Annotated in this window: 21 protein-coding genes; 14 read left to right on the top strand and 7 right to left on the bottom strand. The window is 72.8% G+C overall.

Features of this window, described 5'->3' with window-relative positions; translation table 11 throughout:
• Positions 1-22 precede the first annotated feature (22 nt).
• The 4 genes from ACFV9H_RS01775 (at position 23) to ACFV9H_RS01790 (ending at position 4,784) form a co-directional block, all read left to right on the top strand.
• Positions 23-922, top strand: a complete 900-nt coding sequence (locus ACFV9H_RS01775) for a hypothetical protein (RefSeq protein WP_385391832.1) — start codon at positions 23-25, stop codon at positions 920-922.
• A gap of 43 nt (positions 923-965) precedes the next feature.
• On the top strand, positions 966-1,538 hold the full coding sequence (locus ACFV9H_RS01780; RefSeq protein ID WP_385391834.1) for a hypothetical protein: 573 nt from the start codon (positions 966-968) through the stop codon (positions 1,536-1,538).
• A 68-nt stretch (positions 1,539-1,606) separates the two neighbouring features.
• Positions 1,607-3,394 carry an asparagine synthetase B family protein gene (locus ACFV9H_RS01785; protein WP_385391837.1) on the top strand — a complete coding sequence of 596 codons (1,788 nt, stop codon included), beginning with the start codon at positions 1,607-1,609 and terminating at the stop codon, positions 3,392-3,394.
• Positions 3,395-3,431: 37 nt separating this feature from the next.
• Positions 3,432-4,784 carry an aldehyde dehydrogenase family protein gene (locus tag ACFV9H_RS01790; RefSeq protein WP_385391839.1) on the top strand — a complete coding sequence of 451 codons (1,353 nt, stop codon included), beginning with the start codon at positions 3,432-3,434 and terminating at the stop codon, positions 4,782-4,784.
• Positions 4,785-4,806: 22 nt separating this feature from the next.
• On the opposite strand, the gene ACFV9H_RS01795 is transcribed toward ACFV9H_RS01790, so the two are convergent.
• Positions 4,807-5,622, bottom strand: a complete 816-nt coding sequence (locus tag ACFV9H_RS01795) for a hypothetical protein (protein ID WP_385391842.1) — start codon at positions 5,620-5,622, stop codon at positions 4,807-4,809.
• 169 nt (positions 5,623-5,791) lie between these two features.
• Complete coding sequence (locus tag ACFV9H_RS01800; protein ID WP_385391844.1) at positions 5,792-6,208, bottom strand: VOC family protein; 417 nt, start codon at positions 6,206-6,208, stop codon at positions 5,792-5,794.
• A 268-nt stretch (positions 6,209-6,476) separates the two neighbouring features.
• Between ACFV9H_RS01800 and ACFV9H_RS01805 the strand changes: the two genes are divergently transcribed.
• The 3 genes from ACFV9H_RS01805 (at position 6,477) to ACFV9H_RS01815 (ending at position 8,507) form a co-directional block, all read left to right on the top strand.
• Complete coding sequence (locus tag ACFV9H_RS01805) at positions 6,477-6,962, top strand: VOC family protein (RefSeq protein WP_385391846.1); 486 nt, start codon at positions 6,477-6,479, stop codon at positions 6,960-6,962.
• 64 nt (positions 6,963-7,026) lie between these two features.
• Positions 7,027-7,971: a class I SAM-dependent methyltransferase gene (locus ACFV9H_RS01810; protein WP_385391848.1), complete on the top strand. Its 945-nt coding sequence runs from the start codon at positions 7,027-7,029 to the stop codon at positions 7,969-7,971.
• Positions 7,968-8,507, top strand: coding sequence for a hypothetical protein (locus tag ACFV9H_RS01815; RefSeq protein WP_385391851.1), 540 nt, complete (start codon positions 7,968-7,970; stop codon positions 8,505-8,507). The genes ACFV9H_RS01810 and ACFV9H_RS01815 overlap by 4 nt, the downstream gene beginning before the upstream one ends.
• A 50-nt stretch (positions 8,508-8,557) precedes the next feature.
• Here ACFV9H_RS01815 and ACFV9H_RS01820 read toward each other — a convergent pair whose 3' ends face one another.
• On the bottom strand, positions 8,558-9,130 hold the full coding sequence (locus ACFV9H_RS01820; protein ID WP_385391853.1) for a TetR/AcrR family transcriptional regulator: 573 nt from the start codon (positions 9,128-9,130) through the stop codon (positions 8,558-8,560).
• A gap of 89 nt (positions 9,131-9,219) precedes the next feature.
• Between ACFV9H_RS01820 and ACFV9H_RS01825 the strand changes: the two genes are divergently transcribed.
• From ACFV9H_RS01825 to polX, 5 genes are all read left to right on the top strand, one after another.
• Entirely contained in the window at positions 9,220-9,615 is a 396-nt protein-coding gene (locus ACFV9H_RS01825) for a nuclear transport factor 2 family protein (protein ID WP_385391856.1), read from the top strand.
• An 82-nt stretch (positions 9,616-9,697) separates the two neighbouring features.
• Positions 9,698-10,708 (top strand): NAD(P)-dependent alcohol dehydrogenase, encoded by a 1,011-nt coding sequence (locus ACFV9H_RS01830; protein WP_385391858.1) that lies wholly within the window; start codon positions 9,698-9,700, stop codon positions 10,706-10,708.
• Positions 10,709-10,786: 78 nt separating this feature from the next.
• Positions 10,787-11,599 carry a class I SAM-dependent methyltransferase gene (locus ACFV9H_RS01835; RefSeq protein ID WP_385391861.1) on the top strand — a complete coding sequence of 271 codons (813 nt, stop codon included), beginning with the start codon at positions 10,787-10,789 and terminating at the stop codon, positions 11,597-11,599.
• A 139-nt stretch (positions 11,600-11,738) separates the two neighbouring features.
• Positions 11,739-12,797 (top strand): aromatic acid exporter family protein, encoded by a 1,059-nt coding sequence (locus ACFV9H_RS01840; RefSeq protein ID WP_385391863.1) that lies wholly within the window; start codon positions 11,739-11,741, stop codon positions 12,795-12,797.
• A gap of 72 nt (positions 12,798-12,869) precedes the next feature.
• The gene (polX, locus tag ACFV9H_RS01845) at positions 12,870-14,585 is read left to right on the top strand and encodes a DNA polymerase/3'-5' exonuclease PolX (protein WP_385391866.1); all 1,716 of its coding nucleotides are present in this window, start codon (positions 12,870-12,872) and stop codon (positions 14,583-14,585) included.
• Between the two features lie 55 nt (positions 14,586-14,640).
• On the opposite strand, the gene ACFV9H_RS01850 is transcribed toward polX, so the two are convergent.
• The gene (locus ACFV9H_RS01850) at positions 14,641-15,960 is read right to left on the bottom strand and encodes a phytase (RefSeq protein ID WP_385391868.1); all 1,320 of its coding nucleotides are present in this window, start codon (positions 15,958-15,960) and stop codon (positions 14,641-14,643) included.
• A 198-nt stretch (positions 15,961-16,158) separates the two neighbouring features.
• On the opposite strand from ACFV9H_RS01850, the gene thpR reads away from it, so the two are divergent.
• A complete protein-coding gene (gene thpR, locus ACFV9H_RS01855; RefSeq protein WP_385391871.1) occupies positions 16,159-16,743 on the top strand; it encodes an RNA 2',3'-cyclic phosphodiesterase in 585 nt (194 codons plus the stop codon).
• A gap of 57 nt (positions 16,744-16,800) precedes the next feature.
• Here the strand turns inward: thpR and ACFV9H_RS01860 are convergent, their stop codons facing one another.
• The 3 genes from ACFV9H_RS01860 to ACFV9H_RS01870 form a co-directional block, all read right to left on the bottom strand.
• Positions 16,801-17,397 carry a hypothetical protein gene (locus ACFV9H_RS01860; protein WP_385391874.1) on the bottom strand — a complete coding sequence of 199 codons (597 nt, stop codon included), beginning with the start codon at positions 17,395-17,397 and terminating at the stop codon, positions 16,801-16,803.
• A 57-nt stretch (positions 17,398-17,454) separates the two neighbouring features.
• Complete coding sequence (locus ACFV9H_RS01865) at positions 17,455-18,867, bottom strand: Ig-like domain-containing protein (protein WP_385391877.1); 1,413 nt, start codon at positions 18,865-18,867, stop codon at positions 17,455-17,457.
• Between the two features lie 133 nt (positions 18,868-19,000).
• Entirely contained in the window at positions 19,001-19,399 is a 399-nt protein-coding gene (locus ACFV9H_RS01870; protein WP_385391880.1) for a RidA family protein, read from the bottom strand.
• Between ACFV9H_RS01870 and ACFV9H_RS01875 the strand changes: the two genes are divergently transcribed.
• Positions 19,389-19,706, top strand: coding sequence for a hypothetical protein (locus ACFV9H_RS01875; RefSeq protein WP_385391883.1), 318 nt, complete (start codon positions 19,389-19,391; stop codon positions 19,704-19,706). The genes ACFV9H_RS01870 and ACFV9H_RS01875 overlap by 11 nt on opposite strands.
• Positions 19,707-19,746: the final 40 nt, after the last annotated feature.

The following is a 19,746-nucleotide window of genomic DNA, read 5'->3' on the forward strand; positions in this document are numbered from 1 at the left end:
GAGTAGCAGTACGAGTACGCGTGTGCGTACAAGCCGGCCTCGCTCCCCGGCTGCCCGCAGCGCAATCCCCGCCCTCGGCGACCGCCTCCTCCACCTGGCGATCGGCGCGGCCGCCGCCCGCGCGGCCGACCCCGGCGGGCTCCGGTTCACGGAACGTCAGCTCTACTACGAGACCTGCCGCGTGCTCAGCCCGACCGCGCCGCTCCTGCGCCGCGTCCCCGGCACCCCGCCACCCGCGCTGCGCCTGCCCGCGTTCACCCGCGCTCTGGAAGTGCGCGGCCGGGAGACCGTACCCGGCCTGCTGCCGGCCGCGCCGGACCGGGCCGACACCACGGCCCCTCCGCGGTACCGGCCCGCCGAACGGGACCTGTACGACTACGGGCTCCCCCGCCTGCTGCTCTGCCAGGACCGCTCGATCGCCGCGATGCTGCTCGCCAACCACGTCCACCTGGAGGCGGCCTGCCCCGTCCTCGCGGCGCCCGACGCGCTGCCGCTGGACCCACGGCTCCTCGCGGCCCTGGAGCGGGCGGACGGCGCCACGGTGCACGTCCTGCACGACGCGAGCCCCGAGGGCGTGACGCTCCCGGCCCGGGTACGGGCGGCGCTCCGCCGCCCCCTTCCCGGGGTCCGGGTCAGCTCGCTGGGGCTCGTTCCGCGGCACGCCGCCGCCCTGCGGCTGCCTTCGGGACGCGGCCCGGCCACCGCCCCGGCGCCGGGCATCGACTGGCCGGCCGCGCTGCGGCCTCGCGAGGCAGCCTGGCTGGCACGGGGCCGGTTCGCCGAGGTGGCCGCCGTACCCCCGGCCAGGCTCGTACGGACCGTACTGCGTCTCGCTCGGGGTCCGCGGCCGCCCCGCGACTCCATGTGGGGCGAGCTGAGTGGTCTGCGCACCGCCGGATTCATGACCTGGCCCACCGCGTGAACGGCCCCCGCGACCCCTTCCAGACACCGGAGGTACGCACACGATGATCCGGCCCCGAGAGATCGGCTACGCGGACGAACTCCTCGCCGACGGCACCGTCCACCGCAGGTACGAGGGCGGCCTGGAGGAGTGGCGCAGCCGTACCCCCGGCCGCCCCCACGTGGTGAGCTGGCACGACAACCAGGGTGCTTCGGGGACCGATGAACTGCTCGGCAACCGCGTCATCAAACGCACCCTGGCCGACGGCACCGCCACCTACGCCCGGGACATCGGCTACGGCCGCACCGTGTGGCCGCGCGGCGAGCGGGTCACCGTCAACCGGAGCTCCTTCGGCGGCCGGATGGGGGTGCTGCTCGCCGGCCTGGGCGTGGCGACCCTCGCCATCACGGCCGCCCATCTGCCGCCGCTGAGCATGACCCTGGAGGAGGAAGAGGCCCTGCGCCGCCAACAGGAGCAGGCCCAGGCGTCGTCATCCTCCGGCGGCGACGGAGGCGGGGACGGCGGAGGCGGGGACTCCGGCGACGGGGATTCCGGCGACGGGGATTCCGGCGACGACAGTTGGGAAGCGGGCTGGGACAACGACGACGACGCTTGGAGCGACGACGACTTCGGCTGAGCACGAACGAACGGCACGGAGCAGCACGCGAGCGAGCGCTACACGAGCACGAAGGAAGGGATCCGTCCGTGGCACGCTTCTGCGCCTGCTTGGCCGACACCACCGGGCAGGCCCTTGCCCACCTGGACACGATGGGAGCCACGGGACCGGGCCGGGGCCCCGTGGACGTACCGGGCGCCGGGCTGAGCCTCATCGCCGGCGAACCCGGCTGCGCCACCGGCCCGTTCACCGCGCTCGGACGCACCGCGGTCGGGGAGGTCACCCTCCACAACCGCCCGGTGCTGCTCGCCGCGCTCAGGGCGCGGGCCGCCGCTGCGCCACCGCCGCCCGACTGCTCCGACGGCGAACTCCTCCTCCACTGCTGGGCACTGCTCGGTGACGCCGGAGTGGCGCTCGCCGAAGGGATGTTCGTGCTGGCCGTGCTCGACGGCCCCGACCTGGTCCTGATCCGCGACCACGTCGGCGCCCGCACCCTCTACTACGCGCGGGCCGGCGCCGCCTGGGCGGCCTCGACCTCACTTCGGGCGCTGCGTCGCTGGCCGGCGCTCGGCACGTCCATGAACCTGTCGGCGGTCCGCTCCTTCCTCACCTTCGCGTACCTGCCCGGGGAGGAGACCCTGCTCACCGGTGTCCACGAGGTGCTGCCGGGCCGTGTGCTGCGCCTCGCCCGGGACGGCCGAGTCACCGAGACGGTCCACTGGGAGCCCCACGAGTACGTCGAGGACCCCGTCCCCGCCGACCCGACCGGTCATGTCCTGGCCCTGCGCACCCTGTTGGAGCAGGCGACGGCGGCCCGGCTGCCCGTGGCGGAGCCCGCCGCGGTGCTCCTCTCGGGGGGCATCGACAGTTCCCTCGTCACGGCGCTGGCGGCGAAGCTGCACACCCACCCCGTCCACACGTACTCGATCAGCTTCGGCGACGACATGCCCAACGAGCTGGGCTACTCCGGCCTGGTGGCCTCCCACTGCCACACCCGGCACCGCGTCCTGAACGTGTCGGGGGCGGCCGTGGCGGCGCGGCTGGCCGAGGCCGCGGCGCTGCTGGACAGCCCGGTGGGTGATCCGCTGACGGTGCCGAACCTGATGCTGGCCGAGGCCGTGGCCGCGGACGGTGCCTCGGTGGTCCTCAACGGCGAGGGCGGCGACCCCGTCTTCGGCGGGCCCAAGAACCTTCCCATGCTGGTCCAGGAGATGCACCGGACGCCGGGCGCGCCGTGGGACGAGGACCGGGCGACCGCGTACCTGCGCTCGTACCGCAAGTGCTGGACGGACCTCCCGGTCCTGCTGACGGCGCCGGTCCTCGACGCCCTGCGGGACGCCCCGCGCCCGGAGCGGCACGTGGAGCCGTACCTGCTGGCCGAAGCCGGCGCCGCCGGTTCGTACGCGATGGAACACCTCCTCAACCGCCTCCTCCACTGCAATCTGCGGACCAAGGGGGCGCACCACATCCTGACGAAGGTGGAACGCCTGACCTCCTCCCAGGGTGTGGAGGGCCGCTCCCCGCTCTTCGACCGGTCGGTCATCGACCACGCCTTCGCCACTCCGCCCGGGTACAAACTCCGCGGCACGGCAGAGAAGTGGATCCTCAAGGAGGCCGTACGGGACCTGCTGCCGGGCACGGTGGTCGACCGCCCGAAGAGCGGGATGCGCGTCCCGGTCCAGCAGTGGCTGACCGGACCGCTGCGCGACCTCGGCCACGAACTCCTCCTCGGCCGCCGCTCCCGGCAGCGGGGCCTGTTCCGCCCGGAGACCATCCGCACCTGGCTGAAGGGCGAGGGCACGCTGCTGCCCCGCCAGGGCGGAAAGCTGTGGCTGGTGCTGACACTGGAGCTGTGGCTGAGGTCGTACGACGTATGAGTTCCACTCGAACCCGATGCGCGAAGGACGTCCCGAGGTGACCGAGTTGAGCGAGTTGATTGACCCCCGTACCGGGCGGGCGCGCGGTACGGCCCCGCTCTCGCGGGAGCGTGAGGTGACGGCCGCCGTGGCCGCGGCCCGCGCCGCCCTCCCCGGCTGGAGCGCCCTGACCCCGAAGGAGCGTGGCCGCCGGCTCGACCGCCTCGCCGCCCTGATCGAGGAGCACGCGGATCAGTACGCGTCCCGCGAGCAGGCCGGCACGGGCAAGCCCAGGGCGGAAACCGCGGGCGAGGTGGAGCAGGTGGTGGACCTGTTCCGGTTCTACGCGACGGCCGCGCGCACCCGGACCTCCCCCGCCTCGGGGCATCTGGTGGCGGGCCACGAGAGCTGGGTCCGCTGGGAGCCGATCGGCGCGGTCGGGGTGATCGTGCCGTGGAACTACCCGCTGCTGATGGCCGCTTGGCGCTGCGCGCCGGCTCTCGCGGCGGGCAACACGGTGGTGGCGAAGCCCGCCGAGACGACCCCGGACAGCCTGGAGTTGCTCGCCGAGCACGCGGAACGGGTGCTCGGCGAGGGCGTGTTCCGGTATCTGCCCGGCGACCGGCACACCGGCCGCTTGCTCGTGGAGTCCGCGGTGGACATGGTCGCGTTCACCGGCAGCGGGCGGGCCGGAGCCGATGTGACGGCGCGGGCGGGGACCCGCCGCGTCAGCCTGGAACTGGGCGGCAACGCACCGGCGATCGTCCTCCCGGACTCCCCCGCCGACACCTACGCCTGCCTCGCCGAGGCCGCCACGTACAACGCGGGCCAGAGCTGCGCCGCCCCGGCCCGGGTGATCACCCTCGCGGAGAACTACGAGGTCACCGTCGCCGGGCTGGCGGCGGCGCTGGGTTCGCGGCTGGCCGGCCGCGACTTCGGTCCGCTGAACAATGCGGACCAGGCCGCCCGTTACGACCGCCTGGTCGCCTCCTCCGCCGCCAAGCGGAACGTCGCGGCCGACATGGCCCCCGAAGCCGGCGGGGAACGGGGGCATTGGCGCCCGGCACGCCTGCTGGCGGATCTCCCGTACGACGATCCGGCGGTCACCGAGGAGGTGTTCGGGCCCCTCCTGACCGTCCAGCAGGCGCAGACCGCGGAGGCTGCCCTGGCCCTGGCGAACAGCGTCCCGCAGGCGCTCGGGGCGAGCGTGTGGACCACCGACCTGACCACCGGCCTCGACCTGGTCGCCCGGCTGAACGCGGGCGAGGCGTGGCTCAACTGCCATCTGGTGCAGACGGCCGAGCTCCCGCACGGGGGCCGGGGCACGTCCGGGCACGGCACCGACCTGAGCATCCTGGCGCTGCACGAGTACCAGCGGCCGAAGACGGTGACCGTACGGGTGACGCGTTGACGGCGGCCGTCCACGACGAGGGTCAGGTCGCGGTGGGGACGTAGCGCGCCGCCACGAGTTTGGCCGCCGTTCGGAGCCTCGTGAAGTAGGAGGCGCAGTACTCCGAGTTGATCAGGGGCGCGATCTTGTCGAGATCGGCGATGCACGCCCAGAGGATGGCGATGCCATCGCCGTCGAGCCCGCCGTTCAGCTCTCGCTGGAGGAGGCCCGCGACATCGGCGTCCAGGAGGATGAGTTCCACGCCCTCGATGTCCACACCGCGAAAACTGTCGGGGTACGGTGCGCGCCGGTGTTCCCCGTACAGCCGGGCGAGCCGGCCCTCGGCCTGTGCTCCGCTCATGTCGACGGCCGGCGCTCCTGCCGCGGGTGGTGGGCGAAGCAGCAGGCGGACAGCGTCGAAGACGGCACGCACCATGTCGACGGCCCTTTCCGGGCCGAGGGCGGCACTCGTCACGGCGCCCTGCGTGAGGCTGTCGCGCAGCAGTCGACCGCGGTCGAGTTCGGCGGCCAGTTCGGCCGAGATGAGCCCTGCGTCGGCGGCCCGCTCGATGAGCTCCTGGAGCGGCCTGTTGATGGCCAGACGCTCGGCAAGGACGCGCTCCAGGGCGAACAGGGAATGCGTGACGGCGACGGTGGCGAACTCGTACCGGTAGTAGGAGTGCCGGATGAGTTCGCGGGAGGTTTCCATCGCGCTCATGACGTACATCGACGCCTCGCCGGGCACAGCCAGCTCTGCGACCAGGGTGTGCATGCCCTCATGGTCGGGAACGAGATGGCGGGCGCGCGGGTCCGGTGCCGGCGCGGGGAGCGGGCCGGGCGACGGCGGCAGGGTGTTCACGGGGGCAGTCTTGTCATCCGGCGGCTGTCGGCGCCACCGAATTCGCTCCTCATGGACGCGTTCGCCCTACATCGACCGGGGCGGCCTTCGCCGTCGCCACCGCCCGGCGGGATCTGGACGTGGAGGCGCGTCGACGACCCACAGGGGCGCCGACGCGTCACGGGCGAAGTCAGCTCTGCTGCTCGCTGACGTTGACCATCCACGTGATGCCGAACTTGTCCGTGCACATGCCGAACACGTCGCCCCACATCTGCTTCTCCAGGGGGACGGACACGGTGCCGCCGCCGGACAGCTTGTCCCAGTAGCCGCGCAGTTCGTCCGCGTCGTCGCCACTCAGGCTCACCGCGATGTTGTTCCCGGGTTTGTGCTCCGTCCCGGGCGGATTGTCGGCTCCCATCAGCGTGAATCCCCTGGTGGTCTCCAGCATGCCGTGCATGATCTTGTCGGCGTATCCGGGCGGCGCCTCGGAGCCGAAGTCGCCATAGGTGTGGACGGCCAGGTCGCCGCCGAAGACCTCCTTGTAGAACTCCATGGCTTGCTTCGCGTCGCCGGCGAAGCTGATGTACGGATTGAGGCGAGAGGCCACATTCGCTCCTTTCATGACGAATAGTCAGTGTCGGCAGCCTACGCGTCTCGGAGGCGAACTCGGACGACCTGGAGTTCGTGGTCGACCTGGAGTTCGTGGTCACTCCCGCCGCACCGGCCACCGCTCCTCCGGGGGAGCCGCAGCCCTTCGGGGGCATCCGGAGACCGGCTGCCGCGCGGCGCGGGTGGTGTGGCACGGGTTCGGGCTATCTGTGGTCGCAGGTGGCGGTCGGCGGTGACCGCCCCGGTCCGGAAAGGCAGGAAAACCGGTGACTGTCCAGCCCATTCCCGAGGGATATCCGCGCGTCACCCCGTACCTCTGCATCGACGGGGCCTCGGCCGCGATCGAGTTCTACGTGACCGTGCTCGGCGCACGCGAGCGGATGAGGATGGCCGCACCCGACGGCAGGATCGGCCACGCCGAGCTGGAGCTCGGCAACTCGGTCATCATGCTCGCGGACGAGTACCCGGGCATGGGATTCCGCTCACCGAAGGCGATGGGCGGCACTCCCGTCACCCTTCACGTGTACGTCGAAGACGTCGACGCGGTCTTCGCCAAGGCCCTCACCAAGGGCGCCACCGAGGTGTCCGCGGTCAAGGACGAGTTCTACGGCGACCGCACCGGCCAGTTCGAGGACCCCTTCGGCCACCGATGGAACGTCGCCACGCACATCGAGGACGTTCCGCCGGCCGAGATGGAGAAGCGGTCCGAGGAAGCCATGCGGTCCATGGAATCCGGGCCGGACGGCGGCTGACCCCCGCTGCGACCGGTTGGCCGGCCGGGAGGGGCGGCCCGGGGAGCGGTTAGGGTTCTCGATCGTGCCCCACCTCGAGATATCCGACCTGATCACCGCCACGGACCCGCGCAGCGGCGCGCGCCTGCCCGTGCGCCGGGCCGAGGTCGTCCGCCGGCTCCACGAGGCCGGCGATGGGCGCGCTGCCCGCATCGTCGCGGCCCTGCCCGCCGACGGGCGGGGTGTGCTCGACCCGCAGGCCGTGGACCGTCTGATGATCGACGTCCACACCGAGCTGCAGCGGCTCAGCGAGGAACTGCGCATCGGCGAGCGGCTCGTGCACGTACTCGGCCCGCTCTTCGACGCCATCCGCGCGACGGCCCGACCCGAGGGCGCCCCGGGGCCGTTGCGGCTGGTCGATGTCGGTTCAGGGCTCGGATACGTCGTCCGCTGGCTCGCCGCCCACAGCGCACTCGGCCCGGACGTCGAGCTCGTCGGCGTCGACCTGGACTCCGCGCTCGTCGGCGAGGCCGACCGGCTGGCCCGCGCCGAGGGCCTGGACTGCCGGTTCGTCCACGGGAACGCCTTCGACCTTCCGGAAGCCGCCACCGTGTACGTGTCCACCGGGGTGCTGCACCATTTCCGGGGCCCTGACCTCGCCGATTTCTTCCGGGCCCAGGCCGCCTCGCCCGCGCTCGCGTTCTGCCATTTCGACATCGCCGCCACTCGGCTCGCGCCCATCGGAGCCTGGGTCTTCCACCGGGCGCGGATGCGCCATCCGCTCGGCCGCCACGACGGAGTCGCCTCGGCCCGGCGGGCCCACACCGACGAAACGCTGCTGCACGCGGCGGCCGCGCCGGGCATCCGGCCGCTGCTGTACGAGCCCCGGGGGTTGGCGAATCCGTTCTGCACCACTCTGCGGCCCGTCATCGGCGTCCGCCCCGAGTTGGAGGCACCCCTGCGCCGGGCGATGGGCCGCGCCTCGCGGCGGCTCGTGGGCCCCGAGCAGCTCGGTGGGGGGCCGCGATGACCCCGCTGGACGGGGCCCCGTCCGTGGCCTTGGCGCTCGCCGCGCTGGGGCTGGTGGACTCGGCGTTCAGCGGGTTCCGCGCGTACGCCGGACGGGACGCCCGGATCCGCAAGAGCCGCGCCGTCGTCCGCGCGTCCCTGCGGGGCCTGGCCGTGGGCGGCGCCCTGCTGCTCGCCCCGATGCTCACGGCCGGCGGCGTCCTGCTGGCCGCCGCGGACCGCGACCGCACGTACGCGGCCCTCGCCGACGGCGGCACCGGCTTCCTCGCGCCCCTCGCCTGCTACGCACTGGCGGTGCTGCTCACGCTCGCCGCGTACTTCGTCCTGCCGTTCCGGGCCAGCACCCTGGCCATGGTGGCGGGGCTCGGCCCCCTGACCCTGCTGCGACCGATCGTCGTGGCCGCCGCCTGCGTCGCCTCGTTCGTCCACGGGGGCGGTGTGCCGTCGCTCCTCGTGGGTGCGGTCGCGGGCGTCGCGGTGCTGTGCGTCGAGCCGCTCGTACACCGCCGCTGGTACGCCGCCGCCCTCAGGGACTGACCGACGGCCGCTGCGAGCCCGAACCGACCTCCAGGTCGGCCTGGCCGGGGCTACGGGCGGCCCGAGTCGATGATGTGTTCGGCGAGTTCTCGGGTCGCTTCGGCGGCCTGGATGTCGGGGCGGGTCACGCCGGCGGCGAGGAGGCCGTCGACGAGGATGAGCAGTTGGTCGGCGGCGAATCCGGGGCGCGCGTGGCCGACGGCCGCGAGTTCGTCCGTGAACAGGCCGTGGATGGTGCGCCGGTAGGCCCGGGTGACCTCGTGGCCGGGGTGGGCCGGGTCCGTGAGGGCGAGGTCGGCCGCCAGGTAGCGGCAGCCGTGGAAGTCGGGGTCGGAGGCGATGCGGCCGAGTCGGTCGACGACCGCGAGGAGCCTGGCCCGGGGGTCGGCTCCCGCGGCGGCCATCGTCGCCCGGTACTGCCCCTCGTCCTCCGCCGTGCTGCGGCGCAGCACTTCGGCGATGAGGCCGTCCTTGCCGCCGAAGTGCTCGTACAGCGAACGGCGGGCGACTCCGGCCGCCTTGAGGAGGGCGTCCACGCCGACCCCGACGCCCTGGGTGTACGTCAGTTCCTGGGCGGCGAGCAGCAGCCGTTCGCGGGGGCCCGGCTTGGCGGAGGTGGTCATGGCGTGATTCTGCCGGCACTTGACTCGGTAGATCAACCGGTCTATCTATATGAGTAGACCGAATGGTCTATCTCTTTCGAGGAGGCGCCATGCCCGTACGCAGCACCGCCGAGGTCATCGACCGTTTCAACCGCGCGTTCACCGAGCACGATGCGGCTCTCCTGCACGACTTGATCGCCGAGGACTGCGTCATGGAGAGCGTCCAGCCCGCGCCGGGCGGGGAGCGCGTCCTCGGCCGCGAAGCGTGTACGGCGTGGTGGGCGGCGCTCGCCGACGACCGCACCACGGGGTTCGCACCCCAGGAGGTGGTCGTGGCCGGCGACCGCGCCACGATCGTGTGGCACTACCGCTTCGGCGACGGCCCCGACCAGTGGGTGCGCGGGGTCAACGTCATGCGCGTCACGGACGGCCGCATCGTCGAGGCCCTCGGCTTCAGCAAGACGCGGGGAGAGGTCCCGCCGGCCTCCGAGTCCGACGCCGTATGACGCCCCGAAGCGGAGCCGCAGCCGGCGACCGGGCGGCAGGCGCACCCACCTCCCCCACAACCACACGAAGGGAATTACCCCGATGCTGAGCTACCACCTGTCACACAGCGGGGCCGGGCTGTCCGGCCTCACCCTCCGCGAGCACGAGACCCCCGAGCCCGGCCCCGGGCAGGTCCTGGTGGCGGTGCGCGCGACATCCCTCAGCTTCCGCGAACTCATGGTGCTCGACGGGACCTACGTACTGCCGGTCAAGCCCGACGTCGTCCCCGTCTCGGACGGCGCCGGCGAAGTCGTCGGACTCGGCCCCGGCGTCGACTCCGTGCGCGTCGGCGACCGCGTCGCGGCCACGCTCTTCCCCTCCTGGCAGGACGGCCCGTTCGCCGCCGAACACCTCCACCAGCGCGGGGGCTCGCTGGACGGCATGCTCACCGAGCTCGCCGTCATCGACGCCGACTCCCTCGTCCCCGTGCCCGCGCACCTCACGTACGAGGAAGCCGCCACGCTTCCCTGTGTCGCGGTCACCGCGTGGAACGCGCTCACCGGCGACGGAGCGGGCGTCCGCCCCGGCGACACGGTCGTCGTCCAAGGCTCCGGCGGGGTCTCCCTCTTCGCCCTCCGGTTCGCCAAGTCCCTCGGCGCCCGCGTGATCGCCACCACCGGCAGCTCGGCCAAGGCCCCACGACTGCGCGACCTCGGCGCCGATGACGTCATCGACTACACCACCACCCCCGACTGGGCCGGCGAGGTCCGTACCCTCACCGGCGGCCGCGGCGCCGACCGCATCATCGACGTCGCCGGACTCCTGGACGACTCCGTCCGCGCCATCGCCCTGGCCGGCACCATCGCCTGCGTCGGCTTCGTCGGCAAGACCGCCCCACTGCTCGACTCCCGCGCCCTGTTCGCCTCCGGCGCCACCATCCGCAGCATCGCGGTCGGCAGCCGCGCCCAGTTCACGGCGATGAACCGGCACATCGAGACCCACAGAATCCGGCCGCTCATCGACCGCGTCTTCCCCTTCCGCGAAGCCGCCGACGCCTACCGCCACTACGCCACGGACGGCGCTCTCGGAAAGACCGTCATCACCGTCGCCTGACGTGGGCCCGGCCTTCGCGTGGGCACGGCGGGGCCGGCACGACATGTGCCATCGGCTCCCGCTTGCCACAATGGCCACATGGCCGGTGCAGGGCCCCTGAGCGAGGGCCACTACGGTGAGCGCGTGTTCCGCCCCGAGGACCGGGGCGAGGACGAACGTATCGACCTCGGGGCCCTCACGTACGACGAGACGACCATGGCCCGGCTGCGGCAGCTGGGCGTGGGGCCCGGCTGGACCTGCCTGGAAGTGGGCGCGGGGACGGGCACGGTGGCGCGGCGGCTGCTCGGCGAGGCGGGAGTGGCACGGGTCCTCGCGGTGGACCGCGACGTACGGTTCCTCGCGGCGCACCCCGTACCGGGGCTGACCACGCTCCAGGCGGACATCACCTCCGAGGACTTCTCCCCCGGGCTGTTCCGGCTGGTCCACGCCCGGTTCGTGCTCATGCACCTGCCTTCCGCACACCGGATGGTCTCCAGGCTCGCCGGACTGCTCGCCCCCGGCGGGGTCCTGGTGATCAGCGACGCGGTCGACCTGACCACGGATTCCGCGCCCTTGACCCCGTACACGCGCGCCATGCGGGCCATGTGGCAGGGGCTGCGCGACAGCATCGGGACCGACGTCTCCCAAGTGCCGCACCGTGCCGAGCTGCTGCGGGCGGCCGGACTGGAACCGGTGGCCGCCGAGATCCACGTACCGCCGCTGCTTCCCGGGAGCGCGATCAGCCGGTTCTGGGCGGACACCTGGGACCGGGCGCGGGCGGCCATGGTGGCGACGGGGCTGGTCGACGACGCCCAACTCGACGAAGCCGTGCGTTACCTGGACTCGGACCAGTGCACGGGCATGTCGCCGGGGATGCTCACCGCCTGGGGGTGGCGGCCCCAAGGGGTGTGACATGCCGCTTTCGGTGTAATGGCGGCGTCGGACGGTCGGGGCGCTGCACTCTGTGGCCGAGGAAGCAGCGGCGTACGAGCGCGCGGATCCCGGAGCGAGCGCCGACGGGCGAGCACGGACGCCTCACCGAAAGGCGCGGATGACGGACCTCGCCGAAGCCCGAGCAGCACACGCGGGCCGAGCGTCCCGGGCCCGCCGGGCCCGGGACATCGTACGGACCGAAGGCCCTGCGGCGGCCCGCATCGTCGTCACCGTCGCGGTCGCCTGGCAGGTCGCGCTGTGGCTGGGAGCCGACCAGCCGCCGGTCTTCGCGGCGGTCGTCCCGCTGGTGGCCCTGCGCGGCGATCCGATGACGGCCCTGGGAACGTCGCTGCAGCGGGCGCTGGGCGTGGTGGCGGGGGTGCTGATCGGTCTGGCCGTCCTGAACGTGCTGCGTCCCTCGACCGCCACGCTGACGCTGGTGGTGGCCATCGGCTTGGGTATCGGCATGGTCCTGCGGGCCGGTGGCGGGCTGAACATCCAGGTCGCGGCGTCGTCGCTGCTCGTCTTCGCCAACACGTCGCCCGAGGCATACGGATTGGACCGCGTGTGGGAGACCGCCGAGGGGGCGGTGGTCACGATCCTGCTGGCCCCGCTGCTGTGGCCACCCGATCCGCACCGGGTCCTGGCGGCCATCGCCGAGGACTGCCGTGTGCGCCTGGTGCGGGCGCTGGGCGGCACCGCCGCCGCCCTGGGCACCGGTCCGGCCGCCGCCCGCGACAACCTCCCCTTGGTGAACGCCCACGCCGAAGCGGTCCGCGCGAACGCCGCCCGCGCCCGGGAAGCCGAACGCGCCATGAGGTTCAACCCCCTGCGCCGCCGTCACCGTGATGCCGTACGGATCCAGGCCCGGCACATCGCCACCTCCGGCGGACTCAGCGCGCACGTGGCGACCCTGGCCAGGGAGGTGGCCGCGCTCACCGGCCGGGAGGACCTCGCGCCAGACCTCGCCCGCGCCCGCCGTCGACTCCCGGAACTGGCGGCGCTGACCTCGCGTGCCATCGAGGAAACCCTGTCCGAAGGGGATCCCCGACCCGCCGTGACCGCCGCCCGGGACTTCCTGACCGCCTACGCACGCGAGGATTCCCGGCCCCTCGCGGTTGCCCTCCGCCGGCCCTTCCAGCAGATCCTCGACGACCTCGACCAGCCACCGCGCTGAGCGGATGGCCCCGGCGGCCTCACGGTCGGGGAATTCTGGCGGAACCGGAGGACGCGGGGGCACCCTGAAGGTATGGGCAGGGTCAATGACGAGGTCGAGGCGCTGCTGCAGGAGTACGCCGATCTGATCGCGATCAGTGGCGGGGACGCCTTCAAGGTTCGTGCCTACGAGAAGGCGGCCCGCTCCATCGGGGGCAGCCCGCTGGATGTCGCGAAGCTCGACGCGAAGGGGCTGAAGGAGATCCCGAACGTCGGGGCGTCGATCGCCCAGAAGGTACTGGACTACTTGCGCACCGGACACGTCCCGGCGATCGACGAGGTCAAGGCGGCCGTTCCGGCGGGGGTCCGGGAGTTGACCCGGATACCGGGGCTCGGGCCGAAGCGGGCCATGCTGCTCCACCAGCGGCTCGGGGTCGGCACGGTGGACCAGCTGCTCGACGCGATCCACGCGGAGCGACTGCGTGACCTGCGCGGTTTCGGTGAGAAGAGCGAGGAGAACATACTCGCCGGTATCGCGCTGATGCAGACAGCGGGCAGCCGGATCCTGATCAGTGCCGCGACCGAGATCGCCGAGCAGATCACCGCCGAGCTGTCCTCCGTGCCGGGCGTCCTCCGCTGCGCCTACGCCGGGTCGCTGCGGCGGATGCGCGAGACCATCGGCGACATCGACGTGCTGGTGGCGTCGGAGCGGCCGATCCCGGTCATGGAGGCGCTGGTCGGCCTGCCCCACACGGCCGAGGTCCTGGCGCACGGGGCGAAGAAGACCTCCATCCGTACGACCAAGGGCCTGCAAGTGGACCTGCGGGTGCTGCCGCCCGCGTCCTGGGGCGCGGGCATGCAGTACTTCACCGGCTCGAAGGCCCACAACGTACGCACGCGGGAGCTCGCGGTGCGCCGTGGGCTCAAGCTGTCCGAGTACGGACTCTTCGACGCGGACAGCGGTGAGCGGCGGGCCGGCGAGACGGAGGAGGAGATCTACGCCCGGCTCGGCCTGCCGTGGATCGCGCCGCCGCTGCGCGAGGACCGCGGGGAGATCGCGGCCGGGTTGCACGGCGAACTGCCGGAGCTGGTGACGGAGGACGATCTGCGGGGCGACCTGCACACGCACACCGACCTCACCGACGGTCTGGCGCCGCTGGAGGAGATGGTGGCGGCCGCGGCCGCGCGCGGGTACGCGTACTACGCGGTCACCGATCACGCCCCGAACCTGTACATGCAGCGGATGACCGACGAGAAGATCCTGGCCCAGCGGGAGCGGGTGCGCGCGCTGGACCGGGTGCACCACGGCATGCGGCTGCTGCACGGCACGGAGCTCAACATCGGGCCCGACGGGGAGCTGGACTGGCCCGACGAGTTCCTGGTCGGCTTCGACCTGTGCGTGGCCTCGGTGCACTCGCACTTCGGGCTGGACCGGCGGGCGCAGACCCGTCGCCTGGTACGGGCCTGCGAGAACCCGTACGTGCACGTCATCGGCCACCCCACCACGCGGCGGATCGGCCGCAGGCCGGGCATCGAGGCCGACTTCGACGAGGTGTTCCGGGCCTGCGCACGGACCGGAACGGCCCTGGAGGTGAACTCGCACCCGGAGCGGCTCGACCTGTGCGACGAGGACATCCTGCGGGCGAAACGGCTCGGCGTGCGCTTCGCCGTGGACTCCGACGCGCACTCCCCCACGCACCTGCCGTACGTGCGCTACGGCGTGGGCACCGCCCAGCGGGGCTGGCTGACGAAGGACGAGGTCATCAACGCGTGGCCGCTGACCCGGCTGCGCCGGTTCCTGCGGTCCTGAGTTCCTGCGTTCCTGAGCTCCTGCGTTTCTGGCCTCGTCCGACCGGCCGCCGTGATCAGTCGTCGATGCGGCCCAGCACCTTGCCGAGGTCGATGAACTTGAAGTTGGTGGCGGTGCGCTCGCCGTCGTGCGGGGCGTCGTGGCCGTCCTGGACGACGAGGAGGCCGTGCGGGAACTTGGGGCCGAGGGGCAGGTTCAGGGCGGCGGCGCCGTCGCATTCCTCGGAGCCGTCGAGCTCGCGGGATCGGGCCGTGATGCGCAGGCCGGCCTCGTACTCGTTGTCGTCCTCGAGTTCGCGGTCGTAGAAGGCGAAGGTGTTGTCGCCCTGGCTGGAGGCCATGAGGTAGCCGTCGCCGTCGGGCTGGGTGATCAGGGTCAGCCCTTCGACGTCGGCCGAGAGGCGGCGGCCGCCGTGGCCGGGGTCTGCGCCGGCCACGCACTCCTCGGTCTCCTCGTCGTAGGTGGCCGGTACGCCGTACTCCCGGACCTTGTCGACGAGTTCGGGGCGGCCGCTGAGGTCGGCGCGGATCCGCCAGATGCCGACGTCCTCCTGGCCCGCGTACAGCATGCCGTTGGCCGGGTCGACGACCATGCCCTCGACCTGGGGGCGTTCGCCCGGCTCGGCGCAGGGAGTCCAGGAGGCGCCGCCCGGCATGCGGAAGGAGGCCGGGAGGTCCAGGCTGCGGATCTTCCGGTATCCGACGGTGCCGCCGGGGGTGGCGACGAGTTCGAGCACGGCGACGGTCGTCTCGTGGCGGCGGCTGACCAGCGCGTACGAGCGGCCGGTGGCTGGGTCGGTCCAGGTGGCCAGACCGTAGGCGGTGCGCTGGTCGTTGATCTCCGCCTGGTCCGCGGAGAAGACCGGGCGGGCGGTGGGGTCGGTGATGTCGGTGAGCGGGCGGTCGGGCCGGCTCCGGTCGATCCGGTACACGCGGAGGCGGTCGTTGCCCCGGTCCGTGACGACCGCGATGTCCGCGCGGCCCGAGGTCAGGGCCATGCCGTGGACGAGGTCGACGTTGTTGAAGCGGCCGGGCGCGTCGTCCGGGCCCGGGCCGGCGGGTGCGGGAAGGGCCTGGACCTGGACCGCGTCGAGGTCGTAGACGCGCAGGCCGCCCTCCTTGGCGGTGGCGATGACCAGGCTGCGGGCCGGGTCGGCGGCGTTGCGCCAGATCGCGGGGTCGTCGGCGTTGGCGTTGCCGCCCTCCTCGTCGTCGAAGAGCGGTGCGGTTTCGGCGACGGGAGTCACGGCGGGGAGCGAGCCGGTGGCCGGCCGGGCGGTCGCGCCGTGGGCCGGCGCGGCGACGCCGGAGGCCAGCAGCAGGGCGGCCGCGCTCACCGCGAGGGCCGCCGGGCGGGTCTGACGTGGCAGGGTCACGAAGGGGACTCCAATGGCAGGTGCGTGATGAGGGGTTGGTCGCCGCTGAGCGTCGGGCCGCCGGATGGCCGCGGCCTGTTGGCCGGGCGGCCGGTGGATGTGCTCACGGTGAACTGAGGTCGGAGAGCCGGCGGTCCGCGCCCGGCGAGGGCGAGCAGAAGATGACCGGAGCGCCCGTGGCACGGTACTAAGTCCTCTGTGAAGGAAAAGATTCAGGCCGCGACCGTTCGGATATTCATCGCCGTCGCCCCGCCCGACGAAGCGAAGCGGGAGCTGGAGGGGGCATTGGGTCCCGCCTACGAGGCGTACCCGCGGATGCGGTGGAACCGGATCGAGGACTGGCACATCACGTTGGCGTTCCTCGGCGAGCTCCCGGTCGGGGCCGTTCCCCTGCTGCGGCCGCCGCTCGCGGACCTCGCGGCGACGCACCGGCCCCTGCGGCTGGCGCTGCGCGGCGGCGGCCACTTCGACGAGCGGGTGCTGTGGACCGGGATCGCCGGGGACGTCGAAGGGCTGCACCTCCTCGCCGACGACGTGCGCACCGTGGTCAAGGAGTGCGGCATTCCGTTCGAAGGCCGACCGTTGCGCCCGCATCTGACGCTGGCCCGGTCCCGCCGGAACGAACCGCCCCACGCGGTGGAGGCCGCCGCCGGCCTCGCCGCGTTCAGCGGCCGCCCCTGGCGGGCCGAACGGCTGCACCTGGTCGGCAGCAACATCGGCCGCGGCCCGGGACCCATCCACTACCGCGACATCGAAGCCTGGAACTTCGGCGGCGGGGACTGAAGAAGACCGACCACGCCGTCGGGCACCCGTTCACTGCCCGCGTCAGCGCGGTCGAGCTCATGACCCATGGCCGGGCGCGGTGTCGGGAGCGGGCCTCCTTCGCCCGGCGAGGCCGGTGGCGGCGGCGAGGAAGAGCAGCGCGCAGAGGGCGGGCGTCCACGGTGAGGTCTCGCCCTCCACCGACGGGTTCACCCGGCGGTCGGGGTCGTAGGAGACCCGGATCTCCGCGCCCACCGTGGCCTTGGGCCCGTCCTTGACCTCGGTCGGGTAACCGCCGGGACAGGTCAGCCCGAGACGGTACAAGGTCTTCGTGGCGCCACCCTCGCCGACGGACTGCTGGTCCTTGACCTGGACGTCCCGTACGACACAGCTGACGACCTCTCCGCGCGCCGTCGTCTGATCCGCGGTCGCCACCGTCGCCAGCAGCCCGAGGGCGAGGAACAGCGTGCCGAAGAAGCCGCCGCTGCCGCCGGCGCGCACGAAGTACAGCGCGCAGGCCGCCACGAGCAGGATCGCCACTCCCGTCACGGCAACGGTGATCGACGGCGCCGAGGAACCCGTGAAGCACCAGTACGTCCAGGCGAAGACGACCGCTGCCGTGACGCCCGGCAGGGCCGCGGTGAGCCCCCACTCGCGCGGTGCCGGCTCTGACATGAACACCACCCCCGCAGGGGGGACGCCCGACGCCCTCCGTCCGGTTTCAGCGCTGGGTCAGGTGGTCGGGGACAGCCGGGACGGTGCCCGCGGGTCGCCCGGCGCGGGGGCGCCGTAGGTGGTGGCCAGGGCGCTGCCCGCCCGCCAGGACGGCCAGTCCATGTTCCAGTCGCCGATGCCGTTGCCGAAGGGCTCCATGCGCGGGCCGCCGCTGTTGACGACCTCTACGATGTCCCCTTCGCGGACCGTCTCGAAGAACCAGGCCGCGTCCTCGGTGCTCATGCCCGTACAGCCGTGGCTGACGTTCTCCTGCCCCTGCGCGTCCACGGACCAGGGCGCGGCGTGCACGTACTCACCGCTCCACGTCACGCGGGTCGCGTAGAGGACGGGGAGGTCGTAGAACTCGCTCGTGCCGCGTTTGATCCCGACGGAGTCCCCGCGCATCCGCACCTTGGGTTCCTTGCGGAGGACGACCTTGACGCCGGCGCGGGTCCTGAATCCGGCCTTTCCGGTGGTGACCGGGATGGTCCTGATGACCCGTCCGTTGCGGCGTACCGTCATCGTGTGCGCGGCGGAGTCGGTGACCGCCTCGATCCGGTCCGCGACGGTGAACTCGACGCCGTCGGAGGGCCCGCCGTAGATGCCCTCGCCGATCTCGACCCCGTCGAGGCCGCTGCGCACGCTCACCTTCGAGTGGGCGGGCCAGTACGTGCGGGGGCGATAGTGCAGGGTCGATGCGTCGACCCAGTGCCAGGCGCCCTCCACCTGGGGGTGGGAGGTCACCTCCAGCGCCTGTTCCACGCGGGCCCGGGCCAGGCCGTCGTCGGCCGGCACCGGACGGCTCAGCTCCGCCGTCACGATCTCCCCGGCGCCGTAGGTGCCCGGGAGCGGTCCGAACTCCGCCGTCAACCGGCCCCCGTCCGCGGGCGACGCCGTCCCGAACACCAGGGTCGCGCCCACGGCGTTGCCCGCCGCGTCCTGCGCGCCGACCCGCACCGTGTATGACTCCCCCGCGCGCAGCGATTCGGCGTTCACCCAACGCCCGCCGCCGGCGCCGAGCGTGCCCGCCACATGGCGCCCGTGCCCGTCCGTGACCGACACGTCGGTCAGGGCTCCCTGCCCGGGCTCGGCCACGGAGATCTCCAGCGGCCCCCCGGCGTCCGTCGCCCGTGCGGCGCGGCGGGAGGCGCCGTCGAGGAGCGGCGCGGGGAGTACGACTCCCTGCCCGCCGGCGGTGGCCAGCACCCGTTCCTCCCGCCAGCCCTGGCACATGCCCAGCCGGAACACGTCCATCGCGCACTGTTCCCCGCCCGGCCGGACGTCCTCGCGCCCCTCGTCCAACACCCGGCCCACCAGCAGACCGACCGCCGGAACCGCCGGCACCTCGCGCGTCTCGTCCGCGGCCCCTCGGCCGGGGGCCGCCGCGCCCACCATCAGCAGGACACTCGCACCTGCGCCGGCAACCACCATCCGTGTCCGTCGCGCCCGCCGCATGACCACACAACCCTCCCTGAACCGCCTGAGCCCGGAGACGGCATCAAAACGGACAAGAGGTCAGAACGATGATCACCAACTCGGCTGTGCCGCCGAACGAGACCTCGACTCAACCCGCTCGGACCACGGCGTCGATCTCCACTTCCACGAGCCAGGCGGGATCGATGAAGCGGGACACCTCCACGAACGTGGTGACGGGCCGGATGGCAGCGAACCGCTCGCCGTGCGCCCGCGCGGACTCCTTCCACGTCGTCACGTCCGTCAGCATGATGCGCGTCCGCACCACGTCCTCCAATGAGGCCCCTGCTTCGCGCAGCGCCCGCTCGGCGATGTCCAGGCAGCGCACCGTCTGGGCGTAGACGTCGCCGGGGGCGGCGGCGGTCCCGTCGTCCGCGATGGGAGCCGTTCCGGCGACGGCCACGTGGTTGCCCGTGCGCACCGCGCGCGAGAAGCCGATCTGCGGTTCGAGGGGTGATCCTGAGCTGACGATCTGACGCGTGTTCTCCATCGGATCATGGTGCCGGCGACTCGACCGAGGCGTCGTGGGCGTCCGCACCTCGGTCCGGGGGTTGGGTCAGTGGTCGGACGGCCGGGTCGGCAACTACCAGCAGCTGGTCGACCGGTTGAACCCGTTGCCGGAGGCGATCTCGAAGAACGTCGGCGACTACGAGAGCGAGAACCGACCCGGCCGGACGGAGGGCCGACCGCGCCTCCCCGTGCCGGGCGGAGCCGGCCACGGGGGCTCGGAGGGTGGCGGTCACGCCTCGCTCGCGCCGGGGCCGCCCGCGGTCGCGGGGCGGATCGGCCGGGTTTAGGCTGGTGCCACTGCCTTGCCCTGGTACTCCGTACGACAGG

This window comes from Streptomyces sp. NPDC059874 (assembly GCF_042731135.1).
Classification (GTDB): Bacteria; Actinomycetota; Actinomycetes; order Streptomycetales; family Streptomycetaceae; genus Streptomyces.